The 12,556-nt window shown below is 64.5% G+C and carries 14 protein-coding genes; 7 read left to right on the forward strand and 7 right to left on the reverse strand.

Translation table 11 applies throughout. The features are described 5' to 3' along the window. Nucleotides 1–60: 60 nt before the first annotated feature. The 4 genes from JQ604_RS35070 to JQ604_RS35085 form a co-directional block, all read right to left on the reverse strand. Nucleotides 61–999, reverse strand: coding sequence for a tripartite tricarboxylate transporter substrate-binding protein (locus JQ604_RS35070; RefSeq protein WP_212365302.1), 939 nt, complete (start codon nucleotides 997–999; stop codon nucleotides 61–63). A 51-nt stretch (nucleotides 1,000–1,050) separates the two neighbouring features. Then, the gene (locus tag JQ604_RS35075) at nucleotides 1,051–1,422 is read right to left on the reverse strand and encodes a dimethylsulfonioproprionate lyase family protein (RefSeq protein WP_212365303.1); all 372 of its coding nucleotides are present in this window, start codon (nucleotides 1,420–1,422) and stop codon (nucleotides 1,051–1,053) included. 28 nt (nucleotides 1,423–1,450) lie between these two features. Beyond that, a complete protein-coding gene (locus JQ604_RS35080) occupies nucleotides 1,451–2,092 on the reverse strand; it encodes an RraA family protein (protein WP_249159114.1) in 642 nt (213 codons plus the stop codon). Nucleotides 2,093–2,437: 345 nt separating this feature from the next. Beyond that, nucleotides 2,438–3,946 carry a flavin-containing monooxygenase gene (locus tag JQ604_RS35085; protein ID WP_212365304.1) on the reverse strand — a complete coding sequence of 503 codons (1,509 nt, stop codon included), beginning with the start codon at nucleotides 3,944–3,946 and terminating at the stop codon, nucleotides 2,438–2,440. 76 nt (nucleotides 3,947–4,022) lie between these two features. Between JQ604_RS35085 and JQ604_RS35090 the strand changes: the two genes are divergently transcribed. The 3 genes from JQ604_RS35090 (at nucleotide 4,023) to JQ604_RS35100 (ending at nucleotide 6,740) form a co-directional block, all read left to right on the forward strand. Further along, nucleotides 4,023–4,658, forward strand: a complete 636-nt coding sequence (locus JQ604_RS35090) for a TetR/AcrR family transcriptional regulator (protein WP_212365305.1) — start codon at nucleotides 4,023–4,025, stop codon at nucleotides 4,656–4,658. Between the two features lie 139 nt (nucleotides 4,659–4,797). Next, nucleotides 4,798–5,895: a helix-turn-helix transcriptional regulator gene (locus JQ604_RS35095; protein WP_212365306.1), complete on the forward strand. Its 1,098-nt coding sequence runs from the start codon at nucleotides 4,798–4,800 to the stop codon at nucleotides 5,893–5,895. A gap of 209 nt (nucleotides 5,896–6,104) precedes the next feature. Beyond that, nucleotides 6,105–6,740, forward strand: a complete 636-nt coding sequence (locus JQ604_RS35100) for a hypothetical protein (protein ID WP_212365307.1) — start codon at nucleotides 6,105–6,107, stop codon at nucleotides 6,738–6,740. Nucleotides 6,741–6,803: 63 nt separating this feature from the next. On the opposite strand, the gene JQ604_RS35105 is transcribed toward JQ604_RS35100, so the two are convergent. Further along, complete coding sequence (locus JQ604_RS35105; RefSeq protein WP_212365308.1) at nucleotides 6,804–7,004, reverse strand: hypothetical protein; 201 nt, start codon at nucleotides 7,002–7,004, stop codon at nucleotides 6,804–6,806. Further along, entirely contained in the window at nucleotides 7,001–8,011 is a 1,011-nt protein-coding gene (locus tag JQ604_RS35110; RefSeq protein WP_212365376.1) for a 2-dehydropantoate 2-reductase, read from the reverse strand. Before JQ604_RS35110 ends, JQ604_RS35105 begins: the two co-directional genes overlap by 4 nt. A 216-nt stretch (nucleotides 8,012–8,227) precedes the next feature. Between JQ604_RS35110 and JQ604_RS35115 the strand changes: the two genes are divergently transcribed. Beyond that, the gene (locus JQ604_RS35115; protein WP_212365309.1) at nucleotides 8,228–8,812 is read left to right on the forward strand and encodes a YidB family protein; all 585 of its coding nucleotides are present in this window, start codon (nucleotides 8,228–8,230) and stop codon (nucleotides 8,810–8,812) included. 33 nt (nucleotides 8,813–8,845) lie between these two features. After that, nucleotides 8,846–9,124 carry a GlsB/YeaQ/YmgE family stress response membrane protein gene (locus tag JQ604_RS35120; RefSeq protein ID WP_212365310.1) on the forward strand — a complete coding sequence of 93 codons (279 nt, stop codon included), beginning with the start codon at nucleotides 8,846–8,848 and terminating at the stop codon, nucleotides 9,122–9,124. Between the two features lie 136 nt (nucleotides 9,125–9,260). On the opposite strand, the gene JQ604_RS35125 is transcribed toward JQ604_RS35120, so the two are convergent. Next, on the reverse strand, nucleotides 9,261–10,043 hold the full coding sequence (locus JQ604_RS35125) for an SDR family NAD(P)-dependent oxidoreductase (protein WP_212365311.1): 783 nt from the start codon (nucleotides 10,041–10,043) through the stop codon (nucleotides 9,261–9,263). Nucleotides 10,044–10,283: 240 nt separating this feature from the next. On the opposite strand from JQ604_RS35125, the gene JQ604_RS35130 reads away from it, so the two are divergent. Next, a complete protein-coding gene (locus JQ604_RS35130) occupies nucleotides 10,284–11,351 on the forward strand; it encodes an acyl-CoA dehydrogenase family protein (RefSeq protein WP_212365312.1) in 1,068 nt (355 codons plus the stop codon). Nucleotides 11,352–11,369: 18 nt separating this feature from the next. Continuing rightward, nucleotides 11,370–12,530 carry an acyl-CoA dehydrogenase family protein gene (locus JQ604_RS35135; protein WP_212365313.1) on the forward strand — a complete coding sequence of 387 codons (1,161 nt, stop codon included), beginning with the start codon at nucleotides 11,370–11,372 and terminating at the stop codon, nucleotides 12,528–12,530. Nucleotides 12,531–12,556 lie beyond the last annotated feature (26 nt).

Below are 12,556 nucleotides of genomic sequence, written 5' to 3' on the forward strand. Positions count from 1 at the left end.
ATCGAGCTGATCAGCTTCTACAAAGAGAACCCTGGACTGCTCAAGCGGTAACCCTGCGGCCTACGCCGAATGGATACCCCAATACGCCACCTGCTTGTCGAAGAACGTCTTGAACGCAGCCCCGTCCTCGAGCAGCAGCGTCATCTGCTGGGTGTCCTTGAGCTGGGCCGAGATCGACGGCTCGCTCAAGATCTCCTTCACCGATTTCGCCATGCCGGCGACGATGTCGGGTGGCGTGCCTGCGGGCGCGAACACGCCCCACCAGGCCAGCGTCTCGAAATCCGGGAAGCCCGCCTCGATCGCCGTTGGCGTATCCGGCAGGATCGGCAGCCGCTCGCGGCCGAGCTGCAGGATCGGGCGCAGCATGTTGGTGCCGAGTTGCGCCGCGACCAGCGCGGCCGAGCCCGCGATCAGATCGACATGGCCGCCGAGGACGTCATTCATCGCAGGTCCGCCGCCGCGATAGGGCACATGCATGATCTCGACACCGGCTTTCTTGCCGAGCACGGTCATCGCGAGATGGCCGAGCGTGCCGATGCCGACGGAGGCATATTTGACCGCGCCGGGGCTCGCCTTGCAGGCGGCGATGACGTCGGCAAAGCTCTTGTAGGGTTTGCCGGCATTGGCCGCGATCACGTAAGGCGCGGTGCCGACCAGGAACACCGGGATCAGGTCCTTCTCGACGTCGACCGGCGGCTTGTCGAGGATCGTCGGGATCACGGCGTGGGAATCGAACGTCACCAGGAACGACGAGCCGTCGGGCGCGCTCTTGGCGACCTGGGCTGCACCGAGCGCACCGGCGGCGCCAGACTTGTTCTCGACCACCACGACGCGGCCGAGCTTGGTTTGCAGATTGGATTGCAGCAGCCGCGCCAGCGCGTCCGTCGAGCCGCCCGGCGGAAACGGCACCACCAGCGTCATGGTCTTGGATTGTGCCAGCGCCGGCGCGGCAACGAAGGCCGCCGACGCCGCCAGCAACGTGCGTCTTGTGATCGTCATCTGTCCCCTCCCGATGATGCCGGCGCGCTCTGTTTTGTTATTGCGCTGCCGTCAGGTCGTCCCAAAACCCGATCCCGGCTTTTTGTATTCCGGCCGCGGCGGGCTGAAGATATCGAGCACGCGCGCGCCGTCAGGTCCAGCCCGCATCGTATGCGGCACATTGCCCGGCGTGCGCCAGAAATCGCCCTTGCTCACGCTGATCTCCTCACTGCCCTGGACGCGGATCGCGGAGCCATCCAGCAGCACGCCCCATTGCTCCTCGGGATGATGGTGCAGCGTGCCCTGCGCGTGCGGCGCCAGCGTCACCACCGAGAGCATGGCCTGCTCGCCGGCAAAGATCCGCGTCGTCACGCCGGCGGCAAGCTCGCGAAACAGGCCATCATCGGGCTTGTCGAGGTTGTGGAATTCACTTTTCTGGCTCATGTCGCTCTCTTGGTTGTCTGCGTATCGGTCAGGATTTGCCGTAAGAGCCCTGGTAGCGGCCCTCGCGGATCGCCTTGAGCGTCTCTTCCTCGCGCGCGATCTGCGCACGAACGGCCTCCAGCAATTTCGGCGCGGACGCAGCGGGGAATGACACCACGCCATCCTCGTCGCCGACCACGAAATCGCCCGGCGAGATCACGGTGCCGCCGACCGAGACCGGAATGTTGATGTCGCCGGGGCCGCTCTTGTAGGGGCCCCGATGGATCACCGCGCGGGCAAAGCAGGGAAAATCGCCATCAGCGAAGGCCGCGACATCGCGGATCGCGCCGTCGATGACGTAGCCCGCGGCGCCGCGCCACTCGGCGATGTTCTTCATGATCTCACCGACCAGCGCGCGCGACTCGTCACCGCCGCCGTCGACCACGATGACATCGCCCGGCCCGACCAACTCGAGCGCGCGATGGATCGCGAGATTATCGCCCGGCCGCGTTCGCACAGTGAACGCGGTGCCGACGAGGCGTCCGCCGCGGTGGAACGGCCGCAAGCCGACGCAGCCATTGAGCCGCGCGAGATTGTCCGAGATGATCGACGTCGGCGCGACCCGAAAAGCCTCGATCAGCGCCTGATCCGGCTTCGGCACACGCGTCATCGCCGTGGTGATGTTATCCATTTGCAGATGCTCCTCCCGCTGTCCCGCGGGCACGCGAACCTGCACCGGTTCGAAGCCCCGCGGAAATTCAATCGCAGAGGATCAGCTATAATGGATTTGGATAGGCCGCGCTCGCGCGAACGCTGCGGTCTCCCATGACCGCAGCGCAGCCGCCGCATCACGCTAAGATTGTGAACCTTGCACCGGCCGTTGGCCCCTTCCCCCTGAAAGGGGGAAGGTTGGGTTGGGGGTCACGCCACGCGCACTGAACTCTCTGGAGAGACATGATCCCCACCCGGCTTGCGCTCGCGCGCAATCCGACCTCCCCTTTTCAAGGGGAGGTAAAGCAACGAGCGAGACGTGGTCCTAGACCGCCTGCCCCGCCGGCTTCGCAGCCGAACCGGCCGCGACCGGCTGTTTCCGCGCGGCCAGGAATTCCAGCGCGCCGTCCTTCAGCGCGCCGAAGCGCAGGGTCACGATATCGAGCGCGTAATTCTGGTAGAGCCGCCATGGCCGCCGCGAGCCCTGCTTCGGCATTTTCGCGATCGCGCGCTGCACATAGCCGGAGGAGAAATCGACCCACGGCATTTCGGTGATCGTGGGATCATTGCGGCGCGGCGTCACTTGCGCGTAGTCGTTGGCCTTCATGTAGTTGAGCAGGCGGCAGACATAGTCGCAGGTCAGGTCGCATTTCAGCGTCCAGGACGCGTTGGTGTAGCCGAACGCGGCGGCCAGATTCGGCACGCCGCTGTACATCAGCCCCTTGTAGTTCAGCGTCTTGGAGAAATCGATTGGCGTGCCGTCGACGCTGACATTGAGCCCGCCGAGCACCTGCAGGTCGAGGCCGGTCGCGGTCACGACGACGTCGGCATCAAGCGTCTTGCCTGATGCGAGCTTGATGCCCTCAGCCGTGAAGGTCTCGATCTGATCGGTGACGACGGAGGATTTTCCGCTCCTGATCGACTCGAAGAGGTCGCCGTTCGGCACCAGGCAGAGCCGCTGGTCCCACGGCTTGTAGCGCGGCGTAAAGTGCGTGGCGACGTCGTAATCCGGGCCAAGCGCGTGGCGCACGCCGCCGAGGATCAGATTCTTGACCTTCTCCGGACTGCGCTTGCAGAGGCGATAGAAATACATCCCGAGCAGCACGTTCTTCCAGCGCGTGATGCCGTAGGCGAGCTTCGCCGGCAGCCGGGCACGCAGCCAGTCGGCGATCTTGTCCTTGTCGGGACGCGCGACCACGTAGGTCGGCGAGCGCTGCAGCATCGTGACATGCTCTGCGGTCTTCGCCATCTCCGGCACCAGCGTCACCGCGGTGGCGCCGCTGCCGATCACCACCACCTTCTTGCCGGCATAGTCGATGTCGTCGGTCCATTTTTGCGGATGCACGACGTGGCCGGCATAGTCGGCGATGCCGGGGAAGTCAGGCGTATAGCCCTGCTCGTATTTGTAGTAGCCGCTGCACATGAACAGGAAATTGCAGGTCAGACGCTCGACCGTCTTCTCCGGCCCGCGCTCGACCTCGACCGTCCATTGCGACTCCACTGAGGACCAGTCGGCGCGCACCACGCGGTGGTTGAAACGAATGTGCTTGTCGATGCCGTTGATCGCAGCGGTCTCGCGCACATAGTTCAGGATCGACGATCCGTCGGCGATCGCCTTGGCTTCCGTCCAGGGCCGGAACGAATAACCCAGCGTGTACATGTCGGAGTCGGAACGGATGCCGGGATAGCGGAACAGATCCCAGGTGCCGCCAATGCAGTCGCGTCCCTCGAGGATCGCGTAGGAGCGATCCGGGCATTTGGTCTGCAGATGATAGCCAGCGCCGATGCCGGAGAGGCCTGCGCCTACGATCAGCACGTCGAAATGCGAGGGCATGCATCGACCTCCCTATCTGACAATCTTCCTTGTCAATATCTTGCATCTGACAATGAGGCGTGTCAATCTGGATTCCATGGCGAGCAGTCGAAATTCGCGCCTCTATGCGGGCATGGCGGCCGAGGAACGGCAGGCGGAACGGCGCCTGCGGCTGATCCAGGCGGCGATCGAGGTTTATGGCGAGGTCGGCTACCGCAACGCGACCGTAAAGGCCGTGTGCGAAGCGGCCGAGCTGACCGAGCGCTATTTCTACGAATCCTTTGCCAACAGCGAAGCACTGCTGATCGCGGCCTATATGCATGTCTGCGACACCCTGCATGCCGACATGGCGGCCGCGGCCGATGCCTGCGCCGGCGATCCCGAAGCGCGGATGACGGCCGCGCTCACGCTCTATTTCACCCGCCTGCGCGAACACCCCCGCCCGGCGCGGGTGTTCCTGCTGGAAATCTCCGGCATCAGCCCGGCGGTCGATGCCGTGAAGCTGACCGTATCACGCACCTTCAGCGAGATCCTGGTGCCGCCGCCCGATATCGCGCCGCACGCGGACCGGGGACAAAACCTGCTGTCGACCGGCATGGTCGGCGCCGTCATCAGCATTGCGCTGCGCTGGGTGTCGAAGGGCTATCCGCAACCGGTCGAGGAGATCGTGGCGGCGACGGCCGCGTTTTGCCGCGTCGCACTCTCAGGTCATTCGCACCGCGGCAAAGTGTGAACCACTTCGCAGATTGACCAATTAAGCTGATTTAACTTGCAAGTCGTCCGCCCGCTGCTTTTCTAGTCATTCTCAGCGAGCGCATGCGCGTGCGGCACGTTTCGCCTCGCGAACCAAGGTTTGATGCTGGAGCATTGGATTGGTTGACCTGCGCAAGCTTGATGATGTGGCCGCACGTCTCAGCGATGTGGTGCTCGATCCCGCGGGCTGGACCACCTTTATGGATGATCTCTGCAGCGCAGTCGGAGCGACCGGCGCGGCGATGCTCCAGAGCGACATCCGCACCGAGGACATCCCGCGCACGGAGTCGGTCACCGAATATTTCAAGAAGTGCTATTTCCCCCAGAACCTCCATCTCACCGACATTCGCGCCGCGCGCGGCGTGCCGCGCTTCCTGGCCGGTGTGGACGTCATCGCGGATGACGACCTGTTCGGGTCAGAAGCTGAGATGATGCGCGACCCTCTCTACACCAGTCTCGGCGAGTTCGGGTTGAAGTGGTTTGCCGCTGTCGGCTTCCGCGCCGGCCCGGCACTGTGGGGCTTGACGATCCAGCGCTCGCCGAAGGAAGGCATGTTCGGGCCCGACGAACTGAAGGCGCTGTCAAGGCTGGCAGGTCGGCTCACCGAAGCCGCGACGCTCTCCACCGCTGTCGGCCGCTCGGCCGTCGCAGGCGTCACCAATGCGCTCGACCTGATCCAGGTCGCCGCCATCGCCGTCAGCCGCTTCGGCGTGATCATCGGCATGAACAACCAGGCGCAGGCTTGCCTCGGCCACGACCTCGCGATCCGCAACAACCGCCTCACGCTGCGCGACCGCCACGCCAATGTCGAGCTGGCGCGATTGATCGACCAGCTCTGCGCGACATCGGACCTGCTGACGATCCCGTCTGCGCCGATCATCCTGCGCCGGATCGACAAGCGCCCGATCGTGATCCAGCTGCAGCCGGTGCCGCCGGCGGCGCGCTCGCCCTTCCTCGGCGCGCGCGCGATCCTGTTGATCCGCGATCTCGAAGGCAACGTCACCTTCGATCAGAATTTGCTCGCCACCACATTCGAGCTGACACCGGCGCAGGCGCGCCTCGCTGCAAAGCTCGCGCGCGGCGACTCGCTCGAGGATGCAGCGGAGGACATTGGCGTCGCGATTGCGACAGCGCGCAACCAGCTCAAGGCGATCTTCCAGAAGACCGGCACGCATCGCCAGGCGGAACTGGTCGCGCTGTTTCACAAGGTGCGGTGAAATAACGTCCTGCAAAAATGCCACAAAAGATGGCGCAGACTGCATAGGCCGCGAATTCCTGAGACATTCCAATAAGACAGCGCTGTGCCTCGTCAGACACAGCGGGAACTTTGTCGCGTGCGGGTCTTGGGAAATCCTGAATTCCGGGGTGACAAGCGGCGCCGAAATGGCGACAATCCGGAAAATCTGTGTCGGTTGAGTCTGTCGCAATGTCCGTGATCCCATCACGACCATCAGCGTGTGCCTTTGCGCTGGCCGCCTGCTTCGTGCTGGCGCCCCTGCATGCGCACGCGCAATGGTGGCGCAGCGCGCCGAAGGACTTTGAGGATTGCGCCGATCTCGCCGAGAAGGCGAAGACCAAGGAAGACAAAACCGCGCAGCTCGCCGAATGCAACGCGAAGTTCGCGGGACGCCGCAAGCTGGGCGGCGGTTACACCTATTACGACTTCATGCAGGACCGCACCTTCGATATCGCCGGTCCCAATCCGACGCCGGACGAGCAGAAGAAGATCGACCAGGAATATACCGGCTATCTCGAAGGCCAGCGCCGTTCGAAGATCGCAGCCGCGCTCAACGCCAAGCAGTTGCAGCTGCAGGAGCAGCAACAACAACAGCCGCCTCCTGTGCCGCAGCCGCCGATCCAGCAAGTGTCGCTGCGGAGCGAGACCGAGAAGGTGCCGGTCCCGGTCGCAAGCCCGGTCAAGCAGGCCGCACGCATCAAGGCAGCGCAATGCGCCAAGAACGCGTTCTCCTGCGAATGGCCGCGCCTGTCGCAGAGCATCGACGACATCAAGAAGCTGTTCACCTCGCAGCCGTCACAGAGCAAGCCCGCCAAGCGCGGCTAACCGCCCTGCCCCACCTTTCTTCCGTGATCCCGACGGCAGGCTGCTCGAACTGTACGCGGAGATTTAACGCTGTATCCGACGTTGCTTGTGGTGGCGTGGCGCGACCCGCTTGACGACAGGCTCACTCGTCGCGGCGGACGACGCCGCGCGCTGCTCCTGCAGCCGCGCGTCATAGCCGGGGGACGGGACCACCGTCGGCGGCGCGGCATGCGCGGACGCGGTGACTGCGGCGAACGCGATGCAAGCGATGCAAATCTTCTTCATGATGTGCTCCCGCGAATCTGCTCCGGCGACAGGCCCGGCGAGCCCTTGCCGTCGGCTTCGGCTTTCTTCACCAGTTCAACGATGCGCCGCGACAGCGGCGCTTGCAATCCGCGGCGCGCGGCCATCTCGGTGATCACGCCCTGCAGATAGTCGACCTCGGTGCGGCGGCCGCGCTGCAGATCCTCCCACATCGAGGAGCGCGCCTCGGGATCGATCTTCATGGTGCGGCCGAGCAGCATCTCGAACAACGCATCCGGCAGCCGCAGCAGCGGCGGCATCCAGCCCGATGGCAGCGGTGTCGGCGACACCGGCGTGATGCCCTCGGCGCGGATCACGGCCAGCCCCTCCGTCATCTGGTCGGCAAACAGTCTTCGCCAACTGCGCTGCGCGAGCTGGCTTCGCAGCGGGATGTCGGAGAGCGCATTCAGCGCGTTGTTGAGATTGACGATCAGCTTGCCCCATTGCACGCCCTCGAAATTGTCGGTGGCGCGCATCGTAAGGCCGGGCACCGAAAGCGCTTCTGCAGTCCCGGCCTCATCCTGCGCGACCACGATCTCGCCCGACGTCGAGCGATGGAAGCGGCCTTCGCCGAGCGAGACCACGTTGAATGGCACCATGCCGCCGAGCACGCACCGCCCGGGGAGATGCTCGCGCAGCGTCGCGACATTGCCGACGCCGTTCTGCAGGCTGACGACCACGACATCATCGGGCGCGTGGCGCGCGATAGTCGCGGCCATCTCGCGCGTATCGGCGCTCTTGACCGTGACCAGCACGACGGCTGCATCGCCAAAGATCGAAGGATCATCCGACAGCGTCAGCGACGCTGCCGGGATCGTCTGCGCCACGCCATCGAAATTACTCAGCCGCAAGCCGTTCGCCGTGATCTCGGCGACCACCCGCGGCCGCGCCAGCAGCGCGACCTTGCGTCCCGATGCCGCAAGCATGCCGCCGACAAAGCAGCCGATGCTGCCGGCACCGGCGACGCCGATGGTTCGATCCTTGCTGATTTCTGTACGTCCGTTCATCTGCGGCAGCCTACGGCATGATCCGGAAAAGTGTGAAGCGGTTTTCCGAAAAGATCATGCCCAAACAAGGAGCTAAAGTGCGATGAAACTTCATCGCGCTTTAGCGAAGCTGCGCCGTCTTGTCGTGCCCGCCTTGTAACCGTCATGGGGCACCGTTATGTTTTCCCGCGTGGGGGCTGACCGCTGCAGGAGACAATTATGGGTTTACTCGACGTCCTCAATGGCATGCAGAACGGCCCGCGCGGTCCGAGCGCGCCGAGCTCACAATCCGACAGCGGCGGCGGCATGTCGCCGATGACCATGGCAATCCTGGCACTGCTTGCCTGGAAAGCCGTCAAGCATTTCACCGGCGGTCAACCCGGCGCGCCGGCGCCCTCGCCTGCACAGGCGCCAAAACTTCCCGGCAATGTCACGGCTAGCCTGCCCGGCGGCGGTGGCGGGCTGTCTGACGTTCTCAAGGGCGGCCTCGGCGGATTGATCGCAGGCGGCGCGGCGGGCAGCGTGCTGAGCGGTGGCCTCGGCGACCTCCTCAACCAGTTCCAGCAGAAGGGCCATGGCGACACCGCCAGCTCCTGGGTCAGCAACGGACCGAACAAGCCGATCTCGCCCGGCGATCTCGCCAGTGCGCTCGGCGCCGACCAGATCGACTCGCTGGCCTCGCAGAGCGGCATGTCGCGCGACGATTTGCTGCAAGGCCTGAGCCAGTACCTGCCCGACGCGGTCAATCATCTGACCCCGGACGGACGGCTGCCGAGCGAAGACGAACTTTCGGGTCGGATCTGACGACGCTTCTTGGATCAACAGAGGACGACAATCATGGGCGGCATCATCTGGGTCATCGTCGTCGGCTTCGTCGCCGGCATCATCGCGCGACTCCTGTCACCGGGCCCGAACAACCCGTCAGGCTTCATCCTGACCACCGTGCTCGGCATCGCCGGCGCGTTCCTCGCGACCTTCATCGGCCAGGCGATCGGCCATTACGGTCCGGAGCAGGGCGCCGGCTTCATCACCGCTACGATCGGCGCGCTGGTGGTGCTGTTCATCTGGAACCGGCTGGTCGCAAGCCGCGTGATCTCCGACCCGGGTAACAGGTAGAGACGACTGCACGACTGCTTCAACATCGTCATGCCCGGGCTCGTCCCGGGCATCCACGTTCTTTGTAGCGACGCATCAAAAGGAAGACGTGGATGGCCGGGACAAGCCCGGCCATGACGCAGAGAGCGCACTGCCTTCACTGAATCAAATGCATGCCGGCGTCCATGCGGACGAACTCGCCGGTCATGTTGCTCGACGCCGGGCTCGCCAGGAAGCAGACGAGATTGGCGATGTCCTCCGCGGTCGACGCCACCTTCAGCGGCACCCGCGCCACCACGGCATCGCGCACCTGCTTCGCACCCGCCTCGCCGCGGCCCTTGGTGAACCAGGGCGTATCGATATAGCCGGGACAGACGGTGTTGACGCGGATCAGCGGCGCGAGCGCACGGCCGAGCGATTGCGTCATGGTGTTGAGCGCGCCCTTGCTCGCGGCATAGGCAACCGAGGAGCCGCCACCGGAAATGCCGGCGACCGATGACACGTTCACCACCGCCGACGGAATGCCTGATGCCTTGGCGCCGGCTTCCAGCAGCGAGCGCGCGGCGCGGATCATCTGGAACGGGCCGATCGTGTTGACGGCATAGATGCGCTGAAAATCCTCCGCCGACAGGCCGTCGAGATCATGATGCGGCACATGCTTGGTGGTGCCGGCATTGTTGATGAGCACGTCGAGCTTGCCCCAGCCTTGCGCGGCAGCTGCGATCTTCTTGCAGTCCTCGTCGCGCGAGACATCGCCCTGCACCACCAGCACCTCGGCGCCCTGCTTGCGGCAGAGCTCGGCAGTCTGCTCAGCCTCGGTCTTGCTGTTGGAATAGTTGACGATGATGCGCGTGCCCGGCTTGGCAAGAATTTGCGCGGTGGCGGCGCCAAGTCCCGACGCCGACCCCGTCACGATCGCGCACATACCATCCTTCGACATCGACGTTTCCTTGTTGTTTTGGGCTGAATTGGATTTGGGTGGGATACCATACCGCGCGCGCAAGTCCCTGCAAATCTGCGAAATCCGCTGAGCGGAATTTGATCATCGCATGGCTGATCGCATGCCGCCGGAGCACACCGCCCTGCGGGCAGCGCTTGTCACGGCTATGGCTTTTCCGCATCATTGAGCGCAAGACAGAACAATGCGGGCACAACCCCGCCAATCAACAAAGGGAACGCCGTGGCGGAGAGTGAGAACATTGTTGCCGAGACCGCGGAGAAGATCTTCGCCGATCTCGCCGATGCGCAAGACATCAATCGCGACAAGCAGGGCGCATGGAAGGCGCCGCTGTGGCAGGCGCTGACCGAAGCCGGCCTGCCGCTCTCCTGGGTGCCTGATGATCTCGGCGGTTCCGGCGCCAGCCTCGCCGAAGGCTTTGCCGTTCTCAACGTCGCCGGCCGCCACGCCATCGCGATTCCCCTGGCCGAGACCATGCTCGCCGGCTGGCTGCTGGCGCAGGGCAAGATGTCTTCGCCCGAGGGCGAGATGACGGTGGTGCCCGCAAATCCGAAGGACCGCGTCACGCTGAACGCCGACGGCAGCCTGTCCGGCCGCGCCCGCGGCGTCCCCTTCGCCAAGGAAGCAAAACACTTTGCGGTGCTGGCGAGCGGCAATAGCGGTAACTCGATCGCGCTGGTCGACGCATCAAGATGCCGGATCGAATCCGGCATCGGCCTCGGCGGCGATCACAGCGATACCGTCACGCTCGACAAGGTGCAGCCGATCACGACCAGGCCCGCGCCAGCCGGATTCGACCAGACCCAGCTGATGCTGATGGGCGGCGTGGTGCGTGCCTTGCAGATCGCCGGCGCGCTGGAAGCGATGCTCGACATCTCCGTGCGCTATTCCAACGAGCGCATCGCCTTCGAGAAGAAGATCTCGAAATTCCAGGCGGTGCAGCACAACCTCGCCCGCCTTGCCGGCGAATCCGCAGCCGCACTGGCTGCGGCCACGTCCGCCGCCGACACCATCGTCCACGCAAGATCGCTGAAGGACGACGCCGTGTTCCTGGAGGCCGCCTCGGCAAAGATCCGCTGCTCGGAAGCGGCCGAGAAAGGCGGCGGCATCGCCCATCAGGTGCATGGCGCGATCGGCTTCACCATCGAGCACATCCTGCATCGCTACTCGCTGCGCGCGCTGGCCTGGCGCGACGATTTTGGCTCCGAGAGCTACTGGGCGGTCGAGCTCGGCAAGCTCGTTGCCATCAGAGGCGCCGACGAATTGTGGCCGCTGGTGGCGTCACGCTGAGACTGGAAAGAGACAGAGATGACCGCAGCCCTTCGTTTCGATCCGATCCGCCTGCCCGAAAAATGCGAGCAGCTCCGCAAGGAAGTCCGCGCCTTCCTCGCTGAGGAGATCGCCGCCGGCACGTTCGATCCCCATGCCCCGAACCGCGAGGACAATGACGCGCCGGAATTTTCCCGCCGCGTCGGCGCCAAGGGCTGGCTCGGCATGACCTGGCCGAAGAAATATGGCGGCCAGGAGCGCTCGTTCCTCGAGCGCTATGTGGTGACGGAAGAGATGCGGGTCGCGAACGCACCGACCCGGCGTTTCTTCGTCGCCGACCGCCAGAGCGGGCCGGTGCTGCTGAAGTATGCGCCCGAGCATATCAAGATGGACATCCTGCCGCGGATCTGCCGCGGCGAGATCTGCTTTGCCATCGGCATGAGCGAGCCGAATTCGGGCTCGGATTTGTTTGCGGCAAACACCCGCGCGACCAAGACCGACGGCGGCTATCTGATCAACGGCACCAAGATCTGGACCTCGTCGGCGCATATCGCCGACTACATGATCGCGATCTTCCGCACCTCTCAGCCGACCAAGGAAAACCGCCGCCACGGCCTGACCCAGTTCCTGGTCAAGATGAAGCAGCCGGGCATCAAGGTGAACCCGATCGGCCAGATCACCGGCCAGTTCGAGTTCAACGAGGTCGTCTTCACCGACTATTTCGTGCCCGACGATCATGTACTCGGCGAAGTCGACGGCGCCTGGAAGCAGGCGACGAGCGAACTCGCCTATGAGCGCTCTGGCCCCGAGCGCTTCCTCGAGACTTACTATGTGCTCACTGAGCTCGTGCGCGCCGTCGGCAAGAATCCGGACACCCGGAGCGCCGAGGGCATCGGCCGGCTGGTGGCGCAGGTCCACACCATGCGCCGCATGTCGGTGTCGGTGGCGGGCATGCTGCAGGCCGGCAAGGAGCCAGTGGTGGAGGCCTCGATCGTGAAGGACATCGGCACGGTGTGGGAGCAGCAGCTGCCGCATCGCGTGCGCGATCTCGCCGCCTTCGTCGAGGAGACCGCGACCAACCGCGAGACGCTGGAAAAGCAGCTCGATTTCGCCATCAAGACCGCGCCCAAGCTGACGATCCAGGGCGGCACCACGGAAGTGCTGCGCGGCATCATCGCCCGCGGTTTGGGCCTGCGCTAGCGCAGGCGCGCCTGCACGAATTCAAC

Source organism: Bradyrhizobium jicamae (genome assembly GCF_018130695.1).
Lineage (GTDB): Bacteria > Pseudomonadota > Alphaproteobacteria > Rhizobiales > Xanthobacteraceae > Bradyrhizobium > Bradyrhizobium jicamae_B.